This window comes from Mycolicibacterium komossense, assembly GCF_025822605.1.
In the GTDB taxonomy this organism is placed as follows: domain Bacteria; phylum Actinomycetota; class Actinomycetes; order Mycobacteriales; family Mycobacteriaceae; genus Mycobacterium; species Mycobacterium komossense.
The window spans coordinates 338220-358030 of sequence record NZ_JACKTY010000012.1; the positions used below are offsets into that span (position 1 = coordinate 338220).

The window sequence follows — 19811 nt, forward strand, 5'->3', positions numbered from 1 at the left end:
CCTGTTCCCGGGTGTGTCGATCTCCGCTGACCTGGGCAACGGCCCCGGCATCCAGGAAGTCGCGACCTTCTCCGTCGACGTCTCCGGCCCCAACGGCGCNGTCGCCGTTTCTAACGCCCACGGGACCGTGACCGGCGCTGCCGGCGGCGTCCTGCTGCGGCCCTTCGCACGCCTGATCAGTAAGGCTGGTGACAGTGTCACCACCTACGGTGATCCCTGGAACATGAACTAGCACATGAATTAGCCGATGAACTCGCGTAGGGATTAACGCTCGAAAAGCTTCTCCCTAGCAGAGGAAGTGCAGTGGCCCCGTCGGAAACGGCGGGGCCGCTTGCATGTCCGGCCGACAAAGGATTTCGGGAGATTCTCAGCGCAATTACAGCCGGTATCCATAGGCTGCGCACAGGCCCTGAAGGCAACGGTGAAACGCTCTCCCTAGCGTGTCGGTTGCCTTCAGGGCGTATTCGTATGGGCCGGCCCCATCCAACTCTGCGTCGGTTGCGAATAACCGACGAATCATCAGGAGGAAAATGGGCATCGAGTACAGCAGCGTCATCGGCCATCCGATCGATGAGGTGTTTGGGTGGCACGGCCGGCCGGGCGCCTTCCTCCGGCTCATCCCGCCGTGGCAGCCGATGACTGCCGTGCAGGAAGCATCCTCGCTGGCCGACGGCACCGCCATTCTCGGCCTGCCCGGCGGCCTGCGCTGGGTGGCCCAGCACAACGCGGCGGCCTATGACCCACCGCACCGCTTCGTCGACGAACTGTCGAGCTCAGGTCCGCGATCGTGGCCGGCGCGGGTTATCGGGCACTGGCGTCACACCCACGAGTTCACCGATCACGTCGACGGCACCACACTGATGCACGACACCGTCGACACCCCGGTTCCTGGGGCGGCGCTGCGCTCCACGTTCGTCTATCGGCACCGTCAGCTCGCCGACGACCTGGCCGCACACCAGGTCGCCGCCCGGCACCGTCCGGAGCCGATGGTGGTCGGCGTGACAGGGGCATCCGGGCTGGTCGGCTCGGCGCTGTGCGCGCTGCTCACTACCGGCGGGCATCGGGTGATCCGGCTGGTGCGTCGCCCCGCGACGGGTCCCCTTGAGCGGCAATGGCGTCCGGATCAACCGGCCGCGGACGTGCTTGCGGGTCTCGACGCCGTTGTCCACCTGGCCGGTACCTCGATCGCGGGCCGATTCACCGATGCGCACAAGACTGAGATCCGGGACAGCCGCATCGAGCCGACGCGGCGGCTCGCCGAGGTAGCGGCCGCGACGACGGACGGTCCACGGGTATTCGTCAGCGCGTCGGCAGTGGGTTACTACGGCTACGACCGCGGGGACGCCCTGCTCTGCGAGGAGAGTTCCCGCGGCGACGGCTTCCTCGCCGACGTGGTTGCGGACTGGGAAGCGGCCACCGGGCCTGCCGCGGCGGCGGGTCTGCGGGTGGTCGCCGTCCGCACCGGGATCGTGCAGGCCGCTCGCGGCGGCACGTTGAGGCTGTTGCGGCCGCTGTTCTCCGCGGGGCTGGGTGGGCGGCTCGGCAGCGGTAGGCAATGGTTGTCCTGGATCGGCCTCGACGACCTGATCGACATCTACTACCGGGCGTTATACGACGACCGCCTGACCGGACCGGTCAACGCGGTCGGGCCCAACCCGGTGCGCAACACCGAGTACACCGCGGCGCTGGCCAGGGTGCTGCACCGGCCCGCACTATTACCGGTGCCGTCGTTCGGGCCGCGATTACTGCTGGGAGCCGAAGGGGTCCGCGAACTCGCCGAAGCCGATCAGCGGGTACTGCCGACCAAACTGCTGACCCTCGACCATCGGTTCCGGCACGCCGCGATCGCGGACGCGCTGGCGCACCAGCTCGGCCACGAATGATCAGGACTGGCGCGAGCCGTGCGCGACCTGATCGAGGAATCCGGTGACCAGTGTGCGAACTCGTGCCGCTGCCGCATCGCCCTCGAGGGCGGTCCTGATTCGCAGCTCGTCGATATCGACACCGAAACGGCTCACGTCGTGGTTCGTCTGGTCGGCTAACCAGCACTCAAGGAGTGGGCTGTCGAGTTCCGGGTGAAACTGCAATGCCAAGATCGGGCCGATGACGAAAGCTTGCGAGGCTTGGGCGTTCCTGGCGACCTCGGTGGCTCCCGGCGGCAAGGTGAAACGATCCGAATGCCATTCGAACCACGGTCCAGACGGAACGAAATCACTGTCACTGTCGATGTGATACCAGCCGAGCTCCGGTGCCGGGGAGCGGCCCACTGTTCCGCCCAACGCCTGAGCGATCAGTTGACCTCCGAAGCACACGCCGAGCACACCGACCCCTGCATCGGCGGCCTTGCGGATCAGCTGCATCTCGTCGCCTACCCAGGTTCCGCGCAGCGCGTCGTCGTAGACCGACCACCGCGAACCCAGCGGAACGATGACGTCATAGCCTGTCGGATCAGGAAACTCGACGTCGGCAGCGGGGTTGTCGACACGGTCGGCAGGAACCGCCTCGCACGTATCGATGTCGAAGCCGTTCTCGACGAACACATCGCCGAGAAGTGCCTCGGATGCGTCGGGATCGTTGTAGATGAACAACACCTTGCGCGCCACGGCGTTGACGATACTGGTCCGCTCGCTAGTTGGTTGGCGGCACCGGTGGCGCATCGTCGGGGGCGAGCGCCGTCGCGATCTTGCGGAACAGACTGTCGCCGCCGTTCGCGTAGCTCCCGTGGTCGTCGAAAGCGGCTTCGTCGTAGGTGACCGCGGCGGCGATCGCGATTTTCCGCGAGGGCAGATACGCCTCCACCGCGGCGTAGCCACTGAACAACGGGTTCTGCAGCAGCCAGTCGCCGGAGATCACGATGCCGTAGCCGTAGGTATAGATATCAGTCATCGCCGCGCAGGTGGTGCAGCCGGGTTGGGCGTGGGTCTTGCCACGCAGATCGGTCGCAACCATCAACCGGTAGGACTCCGGCGAGAGCAGTTCGCCCGAGCCGATGCCCCGCGCGGTGGCCTCCATATCGAAGATGTTCGTGGTCTGGATCGCCCCGTGGGTGATGGTCCACGACGGGTTCCAGTACGTCGACTCCTCGTAGAACGGGGCGCTCGGCGGGATCTTCAGCTCCTCGCGGCGCTCCGAGCTGAACGCGTGCAGGACCGGCTCGGGAATCTCGGCGGTGACCGAGTTCGCGGTATTGGTCAGGTGCAGCGGGTCAAGAATATTGTCCTGCAACAGTTTCGGCATCTGCTCGCCGGTTGCCTTCTCCAGGGCCAGGCCGAGCAGTACGTAGTTGGTGTGGGCGTAGTTCCAGTTTGTGCCCGGTGCGTACTGCAATGGCTTGTCGACGGCGAAGGCGAGCAGCTCCTGTGGTGTCCACTGCCGGAACGGGTTGGCATAGGTGGCCGCGGCGAACGCGTCGTTGTCGATGACGTAATCGACGTACCCCGAGGTCATCTGGGCGAGCTGACCCAAGGTCACCTGATCGGAATGGGGGACCTCGGGCAGCCAGGTCGACAACCTGTCGTCGAGGCTGACCTTGCCCGCGTCGACGAGCTTCAGCAGCAGCGTCGACACGTAGGAGATGGCCACTGCTCCGTTGCGGAAATGCATATCGGTGGTGGCGGGCACCCCCGTCATCGAGTCGCCGAGCGCGGCTGTCACCACGTCCTTGCCGTCGATCGTCACCCGCACGATCGCGGATTTCAGATGCTCGGCGGCCATCGTGTCGCGCACGATGTTCAGGACCGTCTCGGCCTGCGCGGAGGCCGGGGCGGTCGGCGGGTTCTCCGGTGACGAGCAGGCGGCCAGCAACGTCACCACGCCGACGAGGCCGGCAACCCGGCGGATCTCAGACATGGGGTCGAGCTTGGCAGTCGACGGGTCGATCGGCACCATTTCGCCGAACTCGAGCAGATCGTGTCGCGAATTGTTTGGCCCGCATCACTTTTAGCCGACGTGGCCGTAATCTCCGGGTACCGGGTTGGTGAAGGAGCGGACGAGCGCCCAGGGGCGATGAGTCCGATGCCGGAGTTCCGCTCGGTGGAAGCCAGGAAGTATCTCGAGGTCGACGGAGTCGGGAAGTGCGTCGAATTGGTTTGGGAATCTGGCAGTTCGGTTCCCGCGAGTGGGGCCAAGGCGATTCCTATGCTGCTGGTGCCGGCCGTGAAACGGCACAGAGGGTCCGCACGGAGCTGCCTCCGCTGCCGTTGTCGGCAAGATCATGCCGATCGCGACATGTCTGGTGGCTCGTCCTGCGCTGGCTCCAATAGGTCAGGTCTGGTATATACAACTATGTACAAGTAACTAGATTGTGGGAGCTCCGATGGCATTCTCCGCAGTGTCGGCACCGGCCCGGCAGAACACATCCCGACCGCGCGGCCTCACCCGCGTCGGTCTACTCACCAGCGGTGGTGATTGCCCGGGACTGAACTCCGTGATCCGCGGTGCGGTTCTCAAAGGCATCGCCTATCACCAGCAGAACTATGTCGGCTTTCGCGACGGCTGGCGCGGCGTGGTGGAGGGCGACATCGTGGACCTCACCCGCGCCGGCGTGAATGGGATTGCCCGCCAGGGCGGCACCGTGCTGGGTACCAGTCGTACCAACCCGTTCGCCGGCGGCGGCGGTGTGGAGCAGGTGGCGGACACCCTGGCGCGGCTGGGTATCGATGCGGTCATCGCGATCGGCGGTGAAGGTACCTTGGCGGCCGCACTGAAGCTCAGCGCGCATGGGATCCACATCGTCGGGGTGCCCAAGACCATCGACAACGATCTAGGCGGTACCGACTACACCTTCGGATTCGCCACCGCGGTCGAGATCGCCACCGAGGCCATGGACCGGCTGCGCACCACCGGCGACTCGCATAGTCGCTGCATGATCGCCGAGGTGATGGGCCGGCACGCGGGATGGATTGCGCTGCATGCCGGTATTGCCGCCAGCGCCGACGCGATCCTCATCCCGGAACGACGCACCAGCTTGGAGACCATCTGTCGCTGGGTCAGTGAGGCGCAGACCCAGGGCACCGCTCCACTGGTGGTGGTTGCCGAGGGATTCGTGCCTGACCACGCCGATGATCCGCACTCAGAGCGCGGGTTAGACAGCTTCGGTCGGCAGCGCCTCGGCGGCATCGGCGAACAACTGGCGCCCATGATCGAGGAAGTAACCGGTATCGAGACTAGGGCGACGACGCTGGGACACATCCAGCGCGGCGGGGTGCCGAGCGCATATGACCGCGTCCTGGCCACCCGATTGGGCACGGCCGCAGCCGATTTGGTGGCACGCCGGGGCTGGGGGCGGATGGTGGCGTTGCAGGGTGTCGAGGTAGTCGACGTGGATCTGCGGGCGGCCCTGGCCGAGCTGAAGACCGTGCCGGGACATCTGTACGACGAGGCCGCAATGCTCTTCGGCGGGCCCGGCATCACCGCTATCGCGTGACGCCGGACCCGCCGAATGGGTCGTGCTGAGCTACAACAGGATCGACATGGGCGCGGCCACCAAGGCCGCCAGCCGGTCCAGCCACCGGGCGGCAACAGCGCCGTCGGCCGCTCGGTGGTCGACCGATAGCGTCACGGAGACCACCGTGCCCGCAACGATCGAATCGTCCGGCGCGACCACCGGTCGCTTACCGGCCGCGCCGATCGCCAGGATCGCGGCCTGCGGCGGGTTGATGATGGCGGCGAATTCGTCGACACCGAACATGCCCAGGTTGGAGATCGTCAGCGTGCCGCCCTCTAGCTCGGACTGCTGCAGCCGGCCTGCATTCGCCCGGGATATAGCGTCCTTGACAGTCGCCGACAAGGTGGACAGCGACAACGATTCCACTCCGCGCACGGTTGGCGTGACCAGACCGCGCTCACTGGCCACTGCCACCGACACGTCGGCGCGCTCGTAGGACAGCATGGCGTCGTCGGTCCACACCACGTTCATCTCGGGCACATCGACCAGCGCCCGGCCGGCCGCCTTGATGAAGAAGTCGTTGACCGAGATTCGTTGACTGGCTTGGCTGTTGACCTCGTTACGCAACGTCAGCAGGGCGTCCACCCGCAGGTGCCGGGTCAGATAGAAGTGCGGTGCGGTGCGCTTGCTCTCCTGCAGCCGAGACGCGATGGTCCGGCGCAACTTGCTGTGCGGGGTTACTGTGCTCGCGCCTGCCTCGGACACCACCGCCGGGGCTGCGGCGGGTTTGGGCTCCGGGGACGCCACTGGGGCGACCGGCACGGCTGCGGCGGCGGCACGCACGTCGTCGCGCAGGATCCGGCCATTGGGGCCGGACCCGGTGAGGGTCACCAGGTCGACGTCCAGTTCGGTCGCGATCCGGCGGGCGAGCGGGCTGGCGAAGATCCTTCCTGACCCGTTCCCGTTCGCGGAAGTGGGTGCCGGAGCCCCGGAGCTGGCCGGAACCGGTTCGGGGGTGACGATCTCGGCGGCCGCGAAGGCCACCGGTGCGGCAGGCGCGGCAGCGCCCCGGACCTGGGCGACAAGTTCGTCGGCAGCCGCCGTCGACTCTCCGGGCTCCCGCAGCACCGCTATCGGATCTCCGACGGGCACCGTGGAGCCCGGCTCCACCAGTAGTGCGTGCACCACGGCGTCGTCATCGACCTCGATCTCGACGAGGGCCTTCTCGGTTTCGACCGAGGCCACCACGTCTCCGGCCTTCAGGCTGGCCCCGGCCTGCACCGACCAGGCGTCCAGCAGTGCCTCGTCGGAATCGGCGGAGACCCCGGGCATTCTCAGCAGGCGTGCCACGCGTGCGTCCTTTCTTAAAAGTGAAGAGTGTCAGACGATCTCGGTCAGAGCGGACACGATGTCTTCGGTGCTGGCCAGGGCGGCAGTCTCCAACACCTTGGAGATGCTCGGCGCGGACTCGGCGCCGCTGACCCTGGTGACCGGAGCATCCAGCCAGTCGAAGAAGCGCCGGTTGATCTCGTCGGCCAGCCAGGTTCCGTAGGACGTGCCGACGGCACCCTGCTCGACGATCAGCACTCTGTTGGTCTTGCGGATCGACTCGCCCAGGGTGTCCCAGTCGACGCTGGCGCGATCCAGCCAGCGCAGATCGATGACCTCACCATCCACACCAGACCGTTCGACCGCCTCCAGTGAGCGCCCCACCATCGAGAGGTAGCTGATCACCGTGACGGCCGAACCTTCGCGGCGCACAGCCGCTGTGCCGAAGGGCAGGCAGTAATCCAGGTCCTTGGGGGCGTCGCCGACGCTCTTGTACAGGTCGGCGTCGTGTTCCAGAACGGCCACCGGATCCTTGAGCCGCATGGCGGTGTTGATCAGACCCACGTAGTCCAGGGGAGTGGACGGCGCGATGATCCGCCACCCGACCGAGGTGGCAAGGATACCGGCCGGGTCCATGGAATGTTGTGAGCCGTAACCGGTTCCGGTGCCGATCTTGATGCGCAGGATCAGCGGCATGTCATGGTGGCCGCCGAACATATGCCGGGCCTTGCCGATTTGGTTGAACAGCTGATCGGCCGCCACCCAGAGGAAGTCGGCATACATCAGCTCGATCACCGGGTAGTACCGGCCGTCCAGGGCCAGTCCGCCGCCGAAGCCGGTGAAGGCCGCCTCACTGATTGGGGTGCCCAGGGTGCGGTCGGGGAAGTCGTCGGCCAGACCCTTGGTGGCGCCACGTGATCCGCCGTTGAGACGGTGCACATCTTCGCCGAGCACCACGACGCTCTTGTCCAGGGTCATCCGCCGGTGCATGACGTCGGCGATGACATCGACGAACTTCGCTGGCACCAGTTCGTCGGGGGCGAAATCGCTGTTCTCGCGCACCGCGACATCGGTGAACTCCGGGATATCGCCACGGATACCCACGTTGATGAATTGGGTTGACGGCCAAAGGTTATCGCGAATGTGTAGCTGCCCCGGCTTACCGTTGGGATCTTGTTCGACGACTGTCGAGCCGATCTCGGCCATCACAGACTTGACCCGGGTGCGCACGGCCTTGGCCTGCTCCGCGGTCAGGACACCGCGACGCACTAGATGTTTCTCCACGATTGCGATCGGGTCACGATCGCGCCAGGACTGTTCCTCGGTCTTGCTGCGGTATCCGAAGGCGCTGCCAGGGAAGGGGCCGTTCTGATGGAAGTAGCGGTAGGTGTCGACCTCGATCACTGTCGGGCCACCACCTTTGCGCATGTGCTCGACGGCTTCCTTGGTGGCCAGGTAGACCGCCAGCGTGTCCTGGCCGTCCACCCGCCAACTCGGGATGCCGAAGCCCAGGCCGCGACCGGACAGTCGGGCTTCCCCGGTGGCCTCCTGGACCGAGGTGGACACCGCGTACTGGTTGTTCTCGATGAAGAAGCACACGGGGACGTTCCAGGCCGAGGCCAGGTTGAAGCTCTCCAGCACGGACCCGATGTTCACCGCGCCGTCGCCGAAGTAACTGAAGGAGACGTTGTCGGTGCCTGCGTGGCGGTCGGCCCAACCGAAGCCGACGGCGAACGGGACGGCGCCGCCGACGATGGCGTTGGTGCCCATGGCGCCGGCCTCGGTCCACTGCAGGTGCATCGACCCGCCGCGACCACCGCAGTACCCATCCGCCAGTCCGGCTATCTCCGAGAGAGAGCGGTACAGCACATCGCGGATCTCGGGGGTGAACTCCTCGGTGGCGTCGAATCCCTTGGGTTGGACGTGGCCGAACACCTTGGCCAGGAACTGGTGGTGGCCGCGGTGTGAGCCGTTGATCTGGTCGTCACTGCCCAGCAGTAGCGCCGAGCCGACGGCACCACCTTCCTGTCCGATCGACGAGTGGGCGGGGCCGTTGATCAGCTTCTGGCCGGCCAACTCCAGCACGTACTCCTCGAAGCCGCGGATCAGGTGCAGTTGGACCAGCATGTTCTGCAAGAGGGCTGGATCGGCATCGTCCCAGTCTGTTTGAGTGGTGGTGAGCTCGATCCAGGGGGCGGCGGGGTGCAGGTGTTCAGTGGTGGCCATCGTCTTCTCCCGTTTTCTGGACGTACTAGCAAGACTGCCCGGCGCGCGGTTCGCACCGGTAGGCACGCTGTGCCGGGTTATGCTTCTTGGATATCCATATGAGTACCGCTACATACGGACTGTATAGTACAAGTCTATACAAGAATAGACCAGGGCTAGTGGGTCCTGCCGGGGAGGCACCGATACATGACGGAGACCATCGACCGTAACTCGGCAATACCGCTCTATGTGCAGCTTTCCGATCTGATCCGGGAGCGGATCAAACGGGGCGAATGGGTTCCCGACCAGAAGATCCCGTCGGAGAACGAGCTCAATCAGCTGTATGGCATCAGCCGGATGACGGCTCGTCAGGTGCTGAGCAAGCTGGTCGACGAGGGTTTGCTTTTCCGGGTCCAGGGCAAGGGCACCTTCGTCGCGCACCGCAAGATCAGCACGCAGTCGCCCTCCTACCGCGGCATTCGTGAGCAGCTCGAACAGCAGGGCTATGCGACCAGCACGGAGATCCTAGGTGCCGCGCTGGTGGACGCGGACGCCCGGTCGGCCGAACAGCTGGGGTTGCCTGTGGGCACCCCGGTGTACTCCATCCGGCGGCTGCGCCGGGTCGACGGTGCCCCGATTAGTCTCCATGAATCCTTTGTCCCCCAGTCGCTGGCTCCCGGCGTGATCGACCACGATCTGGTCGGTGAGCAGCTGTGCACGGTGCTCGATCGTGACTTCGGGCTGAGGATGGCCGAGGTGTCGGAGACGCTGGAGGCGGCGACCGCTTCCAAGTCGCAAGCCAAGTTGTTCGGGAACCAGCCCGGTGCGCCGCTACTGCTGCTCGAACAGCGTATCGCCGCACCGGACGGTCACCCCTTCGAGTTCACCCGGATCCATTTCCGTGGGGACGTCATCCGGCTGCAGTTCCACTACAGCCACTGATCCCCGCGGAGCGCCGGACCGGCCTACCGCGTAACGGAATCGCTGTGGGCCGCCAATACCGCTGCGATCCCGTCCAGATCGACGAATCCGCGTGTGTTGCGCACGTCCACCCCGGCCCGCACGGTGGCCGGCCGATCGGATTCACCCAGGTGGTCGACGACGGTGGTCGCCGCCGGGAAGCTGTCCTGTGCGGTGAAATGGCTGACGGTGACAAGGTGGGCCATCCCGGCCGCCGCAGCGGCCGCCGCGCCGGACTGAGAGTCCTCGATGACCACGACCTCGTCGGCGCTGCGGCCGATCTCCTGTGCCGTCAGCAGGTAGATGTCCGGCGCCGGCTTCTTGGCATCGACGATATCTCCGGCGAACACCCCGGCCATCCGGGCCCGCTGGTCCGGTCCGAGAATAGTGTTGAGCACCGCCTCGACGCTGCGCTCGGCCGAGGTCGAGGCGCAGGCCACCTGCCAACCGTCATCGAGGGCCTCCCGGACCAGGCGGGCGATGCCCGGGCGGGCTGGGAGGGCGCCGTCCTGCACCAGATCGACATAGATCGACGATTTGAGCTTGTGTGCCGCCAGGATGTTCGCGTCGAGTTCGGCGCCGGAGCCGAGATCGATCTCGGGGTTCTGCTGCAGGAAGGCGCGCAGTCGCTCCTTACCGCCGCCCACTTTGAGCAGTGGATCGTATTCGTCTGCAGTCCAATGAAATCCGAATCCGAGTTCGTCGAAGGCGCGGTTGAAGGCGACGAGGTGCCCGTCCAGTTCCGTCTCGGCGAGCACACCGTCGCAATCGAGGATGAGGGCGGCGGTCATGCTGGCACGCCGATCCGCTGCGCTGAGCCGAACAGCGCGATGTGCTGGGCGACGATCTCGCGCACCGACGCGCCCACCTGATCGAACAGTTTCACCGGCTCCCACTTACCGGTGCGCTCGGCCTCGGCGAGGTGATCGCGGGCCGAATGCATGTAGGCCAGTTTGAGTGCGGTGGAGATGTTGATCTTGGACACTCCGGCGTCGATGAACGCGGTGAACTCGTCGGGGGACAGCCCGGTGCCGCCGTGCAGCACGATCGAGATATCACTTTGTGCAGAAAGGCTTTTCACTCGGTCAACGAGCAACACCGGTGCGGCCGTGTATAGGCCGTGCGCGGTACCCAGCGCGGGGGCGATCAGGTCGGAACCGGTGTCGTGGGCGACGGCGATCAGTTGTTCGTCGCTGTAGTAGTGCACATTTGGGTCATCGGATCCGATACCGTCTTCGACGCCGACGATGTTCTCGATCTCGGTCTCGACGTCCACGCCGGCCGCATGAGCCTCGGCGACCACCTCGCGGGTCTGCGCCCAGGCCTCGTCGAGCGGCCGGTCGGAGGCGTCGAACAGCACCGAAGACCAACCGTGGGCGATGGTTTCGGTGATGACGGCCCGATCCGGGCAGTGGTCCAGGTGCAGGGCCACCGGCACCCGTGCGGCGTCGGCGGCGGCCTGCGCGGTGGCAGCCAGCACGGCGGCGCCGAAATACTTCACCGTCTTCACCGAGGTCTGCAGGATGATGGGCGAAGCGGCCTCGTCGGCCGCGGCGACCACCGCGGCGATGGAGATGCCATCCACGATGTTGACGGCAGGAACGGCATAGCCATCCGCGCGTGCCTGCCGGGTGAGCTCCTTCGTGCTGGCAAAACTCATGGTGCCGTCCTTGTTGTCGCGCCGGCGCGGAAGCCGGCTCCCTTGCAGATGTTCCTGTCAATTGTACAAACAACTATATACATCATATTACAACCCGCCGCCAGCTCGCGCGGAACGCTCCAGAACCCGGTCGAACAGGTCGTCGTTCCAATGCCCGGCGTACATCAGAAGGTCGGTGACCGTCATCCGGTCCCGCATGAAAGGCAGTGCCCGCAAGGCCCACCGTGCCCGCTCGGGAGTCACTCGCGGAGCCAGCTCGGCGAACCGCATGGGGGCACCCCAGTGCCGCAACGCGGCGGCCGGCTGCTCCGGGGTCCCGACCAGTGCGCGCAGAGCATGGCGGTGGCCGGGGCGGTCGGCATAGAACGCCGACACCTGCTGGGCCGCACCGTTCCAACGCGTTGCCTTCGCCTGCACGGCGCGCCAGCATTCGTCCCCCAGCGTGCCACTGGGGTCCAGCGGTTGCCAGGTGTGGCGCACCTGCTGCTCCAGATCGGTGGGCACGGTCAGGTCCGCAGGATCCAGCTCCAGGATCCCGATCTCGTTCAGCGCGATATCCCACAGCGCACTTGCCACGATGCTGGCGACGCCGACCTGGGCCCCGTGTAGATCGTGGGCGGCGCCCTCGGCCATCGCGGCCATGTCCAGGACATGGCTGATCAGATGCTCGGCACCGGACAACGGAGCCGTGGACCCGGCCCCACCGATGACCAGACCGCCGATGGTCAGTGTTTCGTTCAGCGCGTCGAGTCGGCCGCCGGCGCTCAACGTGTGGTCGGCAATCCGGAGGGCGGCAGTGCGCACCGGATCGACATAACGACTGTCGTACCCACCGCTGTCCATCCCGATCGCGCAGGACAGATACCAATCCGCTGGCGCACACCAGATCGCCACGGCGTCACCGACACCCGCGCACGACAGCCGCTGCGGTGCCGCAGCGAGCACGTCGTGGTCGATCACCAGGGCCGCCGGCCACGCGCTGGGCTGGGTACGTTTGGCGCCGCTGATCACCAGCACCGACAGCGGGTCCGAGTACCCGTTGACCGAAGCTGCCGTCTGCACCGAGATCACCGGGATGTCCAGTTCGCGGCCCACCACCTTGCCGAGATCGCTGATCGTGCCAGAACCCACCGCAATGAGCGCCGCGGCTCCGTGGGTACCCGCGGTCGCGGCGGACACCGTCGGCTCGTCGAGGGTCACCCCGTGCGGCCCCTCGGCGGCGACCACCGCGCGCAGGGTTCGGTCACCGACCAGATCCGCGATCAGGTCGGCCAGGTTCTCGGCCCCGACGAACTTCTGGGTGGCGTCGGCGAGCAGTACCAGCTCACCGGTCGGGGCCAGAGTGTCCAGCAGATCTGGAAGTCTGCGCAGCGCACCCGGACCTGACTCCAGTTGCATTGCTCCGGACGAGAATTCGTCAGCCAACGTTTCCATCGATGTCACTGGCACGTGCTGCCTCAATTCCGGACGAAATCGTCGTCGAGTAGGTGGTCGATACGGTCCAGGACGAAATCTGGGCGCTGGCCGCTGGGTGCGGCGCTCAGCATGGCCCGATTGGTTTCACCGGTTAGGACCAGCGCCGAGCTCATCCCGGTGTTCCGAGCGAACACCACGTCGGTGGACAGCCGGTCACCCACCATGACACTGGTGGCCGGGTTCAGGCCGGATTCCGCACTGATGATCTCCAGCAGATCCTTGGAGGGCTTGCCGAACACCGCTTCACAGTCCACCTGGGTCCCGGCGGTGATGGCCGCGGTGATGCAGGCCGCGTCAGGTTCGCCGCGGCCGCCGGGGAACGGGCAGAACCGGTCGGGATTCGTGGTCACCAGTCTGGCCCGTTTGTGGAACCACAGTGCGTCGAAGGCGATCTGCAGCTTGCGATAGTCGAAGGTGCGGTCATAGGAACTCACCACCAGATCAATGCGTTCGGGATCGTCGCACAGGGTGATACCAGCGCTGCGCAGCGCATCGGTGAGTGGTTGTTCGCCGATGGGGAAGACCTGCGCGGTCGGCATGTGGCTGCGGATCCAGCTCACGGTGGCCGCGAGGCTGGTGTAGACATCCTGCACCGGAGTGGGCAACCCCAGCCGGGTCAGTTTGTCGGCGTACTCATCTGGTCGTTTGGTGGGATTGTTGCTGCAGAACACGACCCGGCGTGCCCGCTCTCGCAACGTCTCGATCAGATGCTGCACGCCGGGCAGCAGCGTTTCCCCGAGGTAGATGGTGCCGTCCAGGTCGAAGACGTAGGACTCGAACGCCGGAATCTGGGCAGTGTCAAAAATGTTCTCGGACATCGATGGATCAGGCGGCATCGTCGGCGGCGGCGGCGCGGCGGGTGGCGGCCTGTAACCGGTCCCAGACGCCCATCATCGACTGTCGGATATCGCGGTAGATCTCGAAGAACTCGTCGTACCGCGCAGTTTTGGCCGGATCCGGGGTGTAGGTGCGCACGATGTCGACAACTTCGTCCACCGCCTCCCCGTAACCGGAGTACACGCCGGCGCCGATGCCGGCCACGATTGCCGCTCCCTTGGCGCCGAACTCTGTGCCGGCGGGCACCACGATGGTGCGGCCCAGCACGTCGGCGAAGATCTGGCACCACACTTCGCTGTTGACGCCACCGCCGGCCATTCGGACGGTGTCGACCCTGGTCGGGATCGAGTCCAGGCAGTCCCGGATGCCGTAGGCCACACCCTCATATACCGAACGCAACAGGTCGAACCGGTCGTGATTGCCGGTGATCCCGCTGAATGAACCGCGGGCGCTGGGCCGGACGAACGGGGCGCGTTCACCGCCGGGAGCGAGGTAACCGTGGAAGATGACGCCGCGTGACCCCACCGGGGTGGCGAGCACCCGCTGGTCAAGATAGGTGAACAGGTCCGCGTCGCTCGACTCGTCTCGGAACGGGTTGCCGAACTCGCGCAGGAACCAGTCCAGGTTCGGGGTGCAGAAGTTGGTGCCCATCGCCCGGATCCAGGTGTCCGGCCCGTGCGGGATCATCCACCCGACGTCATCGGGCTTGAACCCGGCATCCAGATCATCGGTGCACACCGTGACGATGCCCGCGGTGCCGATGACGGCCATGCAGTCACCGGGGCGGGCCACGCCGACCCCAAGCGAGGACGCAGTGATATCCATCTGCCCCTTATAAACTGGTGTGCCCTCGGCTAATCCGGTGAGCGCGGCAGCGGCGGCGGTGACAGTGCCCGCCAACTCGGTGGGCTTCTTGATCGGTGGCAGCACCGACGCGATGTGGTCGATACCCCAGATCGCGTTGGCCTCAGGGGACCACTGCCGGGTGCGTACGTCGATGCCGGACAGGCTGGCGTCGGACGGATCGGTAGAGATGTCGCCGGTCAGGTTGAACGCCACCCAGTCCTTGCACCAGAGGTTTTTGGCGCCGTCGAGCAGTTCCTGCTGGTTCTCGGCCCGCCAGCGCAGCAGCGCCGAACTGGTGCCGGCGTACGGGCCGGTGCCGGTGGTGCCGAACTGTTTGGTGACACTGCCGTCGGCATACCAGGAATCGATGAGATCACCGGCGCGACCGTCGGTCCAGAGGATGGCCGGGCCGCGCGGCGTCCCGGTCTGTTCGTCCACCAGCCAGCTGCCGTCACCCTGGCCGGTGACGGCGATCGCGGTGATCTGGCTGGGGCTGACCTCGGAGCAGGACAGCGCGTCGCGGACGGCTGATGCCGCCGCGGTCCAGACCTCGTCCATGTTCTCCTCGGCTAGGTGTGGCTGCGGGTTGGTCACCACCACGCTGTGTGCGCCGCGAGCCAGTTCGTGCCCCGCGAGGTCGAACACGGCCGCCTTCAGTACCGATGTTCCTGCGTCGATACCCAGTAGGTAGCTGTCCATCTGAAGTCCTGTCCCTAGCGTGCGGTCGTGAGTCAGATTACATCTCTAGACATGTATATACCGTATAGTCCTGGGGCGGTAGACCTAATTTCACCAGTCGATGCGAGGAGCATGACCGATGCGAGCCCTGGTCAAATACGAGTCGGGTCCGGGCAATGTTGCGCTGTGCGAAATCGCCTCCCCAGCAACGCAACCCGGCCATGTTCTGATCGACGTCGCCTACGGCGCCGTCTGCGGCACGGACCGTCTGGCGGTCGAGGGCGGGCATGACTTCCACGTGCCGCGCACCCTGGGGCACGAGGCCTCGGGTGTGGTGGCCGCGCTCGGCGCGGGACTGCGTCGGGACGATCTCCAGGTGGGTACGCGGGTCACTGTCGAGACCGACGCCTACCTGTGCATGCGGTGTGAGTACTGCCTGCGCGAGGAGTACAACCGGTGCCCGAGCCGGCGGGGTATCGGGACGACCGCCGACGGTGCTCTGGCCGAACAACTTTCGATACCCGAGCGAGCGGTGCATGCGCTGCCGGACAGCGTGGGATTGCTGGCTGGTGCGCTCACCGAACCGTTGGCCATTGCCGTGCACGCGGTCATCGAACAGAGTCCCTCGCTGGCCGGACAGGTGGTCGTGGTGATCGGCCCCGGCGCGATCGGACAGCTGTGCGCCCAGGTGGCGCACGCGGTGGGTGCCACCGTCGTCTTGGTGGGCCGCAGCCGGCATCTCGAAACGCTGCGCCGTCTGCTGATTTCGGCATCCCGTATATCGTTGACGGCCAGACCGGGGACCTTCGGGCCGTGGTGGATGCCGTCACCGAAGGCTACGGCGCTCATTCGGTCTTCGAGTGCAGCGGCGCAGATGACGTGCTCGATACTGCGATTCCGTTGCTGCGCAGGGGCGGTCGACTGGTCCAGGTGGCATTTCGCCGATCGCCGCGAGTCGAGGTCGACTACGAGCGGGTGACTAACTTCGAGCTGGAGTTGGTCGGCTCGCGGGGCAAACGCCCGTCCAGTTACCGCACAGCGCTGCGGCTGATGCAGGATGGGCGCGTCGATGTCACGCAGGTGCAGCCCAGGGTCCTGCCCATCGAGAAGTGGCAGCAAGGACTGGATTTGGTTGCCAAAGGTCGCAAGGTGGTCTTCGAACTGGCGCGCTGAGCCCGCCGATGACGAGAGCGGCCCGGTGACCAGTTGGTCACCGGGCCGCATTGCCGCGGTGGTCAGGTCAGGCCACCTGATTGGTCCAGCCCCGGGTCAGCTGACGTGCGGCTGTCCAGCCGGCGTACATGCTGTCTGCCTGGTCGCGGCTGATCTGTGGCTCGAACATTCGGTCCACCACCCACTTGGCTTCCACCTCGTCTAGGCTGCCGTAGACTCCGGCAGACAGTCCGGCCAGCAGCATCGCACCGAAGATCGTCGCCTCGGAGTTCTGTGGACGGGCTACCGGGACGCCGAGAATGTCGGCCTGCAGTTGGCAGAGCAGGTCGTTCTTGACTGCCCCGCCGTCCACTCGGAGTTCGGGAATGTCGAAACCCGAACCCAATACGGCGGCGTCGACCAGATCGCGGGTCTGGAAGACCATCGACTCGACTGCGGCCCGGATGACGTGCAAGCGATTGGTGGCGTTGCTCATCCCGACCAGCACCGCGCGGGCGGACGGATCCCACGTTGGTGCGGCCAGTCCAGTGAATGCCGGTACCAGGTAGACACCTTCGGTGCTGGAGACCTGTCCGGCATACCACTCGCTGTCCGGTGCGGCATGGATGAGCTGCAGGTCATCTCGCAACCACTGCATGGTCTTGCCCATTGCGTAGACCACGCCCTCGGTCTCGTAGCACAGTTGTCCGCCGATGTTCCACGCTGCGCTGGGCGTCAGTCCTTGCGGGCGGAAAGCATTCGGGCCGTTGTTGATGTTCAGTACGCCTGCGGTGCCGTAGGTCATCTTGACCTGGCCGGGGTGCAGGGCCGCCTGGCCGAACAGTCCGGCCTGCTGATCGCCGAGCACTGCGGTGATCGGCACTGCGGCTCCAAAAGTGGCGTCGATGCTGCCGAATTCGGCGTCGGAAGCCACGATCTCGGGCAGCATACTGCGTGGGATTCGCATGTGTGCCAACAGGTCGTCGTCCCATTCGCACGTCGCCAGGTTCATCATCATGGTCTGCGACGCGTTGGATGGCTCGGTGCAGAAGGAGGTGCGGCCGGTCAGGTTCCAGATCAGCCAGCTGTCGACGGTGCCTGCCAGCAGTTCGCCGCGCTCCGCACGTTCCTGGGCGCCGGGTACAGCGTCCAGGATCCAGCGGATCTTAGACGCCGCGTAGAACGCGTCGGGGACCAGACCGGTGCGTTCCATGATCAGATCGCCGAAACCCGATGCCACCCACTGTGCGACGATCTCATCGGAATGTCTTGAGGCCCATACGATCAGGTTGTAAATCGGGCGTCCGGTGGCTTTGTCCCAGACCAGTGCCGATTCGCGCTGGTTGGTCAGTCCGACGGCGGACAGCTGCTCCGGCCTGATCCCGGCGGTACGCAGTGCCGCGCGCATCACCTCCAGTTGGGTGTTGAGAATCTGCATCGGATCGTGTTCCAGCCAGCCCGGCCTGGGATAGAGCTGGGTCAGCTCGGCCTGACCGAAACCGAGGACGTTGGTGTCCTCATCCATCACGAAGGCACGTGCGCTGGTGGTGCCTTCGTCGACACCGAGAATGTACTGAGGCATGGATGTACTCCAAGAGAAGTGGGCCAAAAGCGAAGGGGGAAGTGGGTTTCAGGCCGCGTCAGGCGACGGTGACCTGGTGGGCCCAGCCCTTGGTGAGTTCCCGGGCGGCGCGCCAACCGGAGTACAGCTCATCGGCGCGGTCGGCGCTCATCTGTGGCTCGAACACGCGGTCCACTACCCACTTGGACTCGACCTCATCGAGACTGGCATACACACCGGTCGACAGGCCGGCCAGTAGCATGGCGCCGAAGATGGTGGCCTCGGGGTTGCGCGGCCGGATGACCGGGATGCCCAGGATATCGGCCTGCAGTTGGCAGAGCAGATTGTTCTTGACCGCACCGCCGTCGATGCGCAGTTCGGGGATCTTGATATCGGAGCCTGCCAACGCAGCCTCCACCACGTCGCGCGTCTGGTACACCATCGACTCGACGGCAGCCCGGATGATGTGCAGCCGGGTGGTGGAGTTGCTCATCCCGATAATGGCCGCACGCGCGTGCGGATCCCAGGTAGGTGCGGCCAGCCCGGTGAAGGCGGGGATGAGGTAGACGCCTTCGGTGGTCGCCACCTGTCCGGCGTACCACTCGCTGTCGGGTGCGGCGTGGATGAGTTGCAGGTCATCTCGCAGCCACTGCATGGTCTTGCCCATCGAGAACAGCACGCCCTCGACCTCGTAGGCCACCTTGCCCTGCACGCCCCAGGCCACACTGGGCGTCAAGCCTTCGACGCGTAAAGGTGTTGCCCCACAGTTGATATTGAGTACCCCGGCGGTACCGTAGGTCATCTTCACCCGGCCCGGCTGGTATGCCGCCTGTCCGAACAGTCCGGCCTGCTGATCGCCGAGATTGGAGCCGATCGGTACCGCTGCGCCGAAGGTGGCCTCCAGATCACCGAAATGTGAATCCGAGGGCATGATCTCGGCCAGCATGCAACGCGGGATGCCGTAGTGGTTGAGCAGCTCCTGGTCCCACTGCAAGGTCTTGAGATCCATCATCATAGTGCGCGAGGCGTTGGAGTAGTCGGTGACAAACGACTTGCGGCCGGTCAGGTTCCAGATCAGCCAGGTGTCGACCGTGCCTGCGAGCAGTTCCCCGCGCTCGGCGCGCTCCTGGGCGCCGGGGACCCGGTCCAGAATCCAGCGGATCTTCGAGCCGGTGTAATACGCATCCGGGATGAGGCCGGTGCGCTCCTGGATGAGGTCGCCGATACCGTCGGAGACCCATTTGTCGACGACCTCGACCGAGTGCCGTGACGCCCACACCACCGCGTTGTAGATCGGGCGGCCGGTGTCCTTTTCCCATACCACCGCGGTTTCGCGCTGATTGGTCAGCCCGACGCCCCGAAGCTGGTCGGGCGTAATGCCCGCATCTCGCAGCGCGGCTCGGATGACCTCAAGCTGCGTGTTGAGGATCTGCATCGGGTCGTGCTCGATCCACCCCGGTCGTGGGTAGATCTGGGTGAGTTCGGCTTGAGCGAAGCCGTGCACGGTGGTGTTCTCGTCGATGACAAAGGCCCGGGCGCTGGTGGTGCCCTCATCGATTCCAAGGATGTAGTCGGCCATTTCCCCAAATTCTCTGTGATGGAGGTCCAGTGTGGCCTGTTCAGTGACATGAGTCACTGAACGGCGTGGGCCCAACATATGGGTACGCAGATGTATAGTCAAGTATTGCCATGTAAGTATGTATGTGATTAGGCTCTCGCGG

16 protein-coding genes and 2 pseudogenes are annotated in these 19811 nt (G+C 65.5%); 7 read left to right on the forward strand and 11 right to left on the reverse strand.

Going from position 1 to position 19811, the window contains the following annotated elements; genetic code table 11:
- Both H7J73_RS03565 and H7J73_RS03570 read left to right on the forward strand, forming a co-directional pair.
- On the forward strand, positions 1 to 232 hold a 232-nt coding region (locus tag H7J73_RS03565; RefSeq protein WP_264065855.1), incomplete at its 5' end, for an MspA family porin.
- Positions 233 to 530: 298 nt separating this feature from the next.
- On the forward strand, positions 531 to 1883 hold the full coding sequence (locus H7J73_RS03570; RefSeq protein ID WP_264065856.1) for a TIGR01777 family oxidoreductase: 1353 nt from the start codon (positions 531 to 533) through the stop codon (positions 1881 to 1883).
- Here H7J73_RS03570 and H7J73_RS03575 read toward each other — a convergent pair whose 3' ends face one another.
- Positions 1884 to 2603, reverse strand: coding sequence for a type 1 glutamine amidotransferase (locus H7J73_RS03575; RefSeq protein WP_264065857.1), 720 nt, complete (start codon positions 2601 to 2603; stop codon positions 1884 to 1886).
- Positions 2604 to 2628: 25 nt separating this feature from the next.
- Complete coding sequence (locus tag H7J73_RS03580; protein ID WP_264065858.1) at positions 2629 to 3849, reverse strand: serine hydrolase domain-containing protein; 1221 nt, start codon at positions 3847 to 3849, stop codon at positions 2629 to 2631.
- A 165-nt stretch (positions 3850 to 4014) separates the two neighbouring features.
- Here H7J73_RS03580 and H7J73_RS03585 point away from each other — a divergent pair.
- Positions 4015 to 4178, forward strand: a pseudogene (locus H7J73_RS03585) (hypothetical protein); the annotation flags it as partial.
- A 137-nt stretch (positions 4179 to 4315) separates the two neighbouring features.
- Entirely contained in the window at positions 4316 to 5425 is a 1110-nt protein-coding gene (locus H7J73_RS03590) for a 6-phosphofructokinase (RefSeq protein ID WP_264065859.1), read from the forward strand.
- 30 nt (positions 5426 to 5455) lie between these two features.
- Here H7J73_RS03590 and H7J73_RS03595 read toward each other — a convergent pair whose 3' ends face one another.
- Together H7J73_RS03595 and H7J73_RS03600 are read right to left on the reverse strand one after the other, a co-directional pair.
- Complete coding sequence (locus H7J73_RS03595; protein WP_264065860.1) at positions 5456 to 6736, reverse strand: dihydrolipoamide acetyltransferase family protein; 1281 nt, start codon at positions 6734 to 6736, stop codon at positions 5456 to 5458.
- Positions 6737 to 6766: 30 nt separating this feature from the next.
- On the reverse strand, positions 6767 to 8941 hold the full coding sequence (locus H7J73_RS03600) for an alpha-ketoacid dehydrogenase subunit alpha/beta (RefSeq protein WP_264065861.1): 2175 nt from the start codon (positions 8939 to 8941) through the stop codon (positions 6767 to 6769).
- 186 nt (positions 8942 to 9127) lie between these two features.
- On the opposite strand from H7J73_RS03600, the gene H7J73_RS03605 reads away from it, so the two are divergent.
- Positions 9128 to 9862: a GntR family transcriptional regulator gene (locus H7J73_RS03605; protein WP_264065862.1), complete on the forward strand. Its 735-nt coding sequence runs from the start codon at positions 9128 to 9130 to the stop codon at positions 9860 to 9862.
- Between the two features lie 23 nt (positions 9863 to 9885).
- Here the strand turns inward: H7J73_RS03605 and H7J73_RS03610 are convergent, their stop codons facing one another.
- From H7J73_RS03610 to H7J73_RS03630, 5 genes are all read right to left on the reverse strand, one after another.
- Positions 9886 to 10671, reverse strand: coding sequence for an HAD-IA family hydrolase (locus H7J73_RS03610; RefSeq protein WP_264065863.1), 786 nt, complete (start codon positions 10669 to 10671; stop codon positions 9886 to 9888).
- The gene (locus H7J73_RS03615) at positions 10668 to 11540 is read right to left on the reverse strand and encodes a class II fructose-bisphosphate aldolase (RefSeq protein WP_264065864.1); all 873 of its coding nucleotides are present in this window, start codon (positions 11538 to 11540) and stop codon (positions 10668 to 10670) included. The genes H7J73_RS03610 and H7J73_RS03615 overlap by 4 nt, the downstream gene beginning before the upstream one ends.
- Positions 11541 to 11627: 87 nt before the next feature.
- Positions 11628 to 12989 (reverse strand): iron-containing alcohol dehydrogenase, encoded by a 1362-nt coding sequence (locus H7J73_RS03620; RefSeq protein ID WP_264065865.1) that lies wholly within the window; start codon positions 12987 to 12989, stop codon positions 11628 to 11630.
- An 8-nt stretch (positions 12990 to 12997) separates the two neighbouring features.
- Positions 12998 to 13834, reverse strand: a complete 837-nt coding sequence (locus H7J73_RS03625) for an HAD-IIA family hydrolase (protein WP_264065866.1) — start codon at positions 13832 to 13834, stop codon at positions 12998 to 13000.
- A gap of 7 nt (positions 13835 to 13841) precedes the next feature.
- The gene (locus H7J73_RS03630; protein ID WP_264065867.1) at positions 13842 to 15398 is read right to left on the reverse strand and encodes an FGGY-family carbohydrate kinase; all 1557 of its coding nucleotides are present in this window, start codon (positions 15396 to 15398) and stop codon (positions 13842 to 13844) included.
- Between the two features lie 118 nt (positions 15399 to 15516).
- Between H7J73_RS03630 and H7J73_RS03635 the strand changes: the two are divergent.
- Together H7J73_RS03635 and H7J73_RS03640 are read left to right on the forward strand one after the other, a co-directional pair.
- Positions 15517 to 15915 (forward strand): annotated as a pseudogene (locus H7J73_RS03635) (alcohol dehydrogenase catalytic domain-containing protein); the annotation flags it as partial.
- 278 nt (positions 15916 to 16193) lie between these two features.
- On the forward strand, positions 16194 to 16550 hold the full coding sequence (locus H7J73_RS03640) for a zinc-binding dehydrogenase (RefSeq protein WP_353961988.1): 357 nt from the start codon (positions 16194 to 16196) through the stop codon (positions 16548 to 16550).
- 67 nt (positions 16551 to 16617) lie between these two features.
- On the opposite strand, the gene H7J73_RS03645 is transcribed toward H7J73_RS03640, so the two are convergent.
- Positions 16618 to 18111 (reverse strand): FGGY family carbohydrate kinase, encoded by a 1494-nt coding sequence (locus H7J73_RS03645; RefSeq protein WP_264065868.1) that lies wholly within the window; start codon positions 18109 to 18111, stop codon positions 16618 to 16620.
- 58 nt (positions 18112 to 18169) lie between these two features.
- The gene (locus H7J73_RS03650; RefSeq protein ID WP_264065869.1) at positions 18170 to 19669 is read right to left on the reverse strand and encodes an FGGY family carbohydrate kinase; all 1500 of its coding nucleotides are present in this window, start codon (positions 19667 to 19669) and stop codon (positions 18170 to 18172) included.
- Positions 19670 to 19811: the final 142 nt, after the last annotated feature.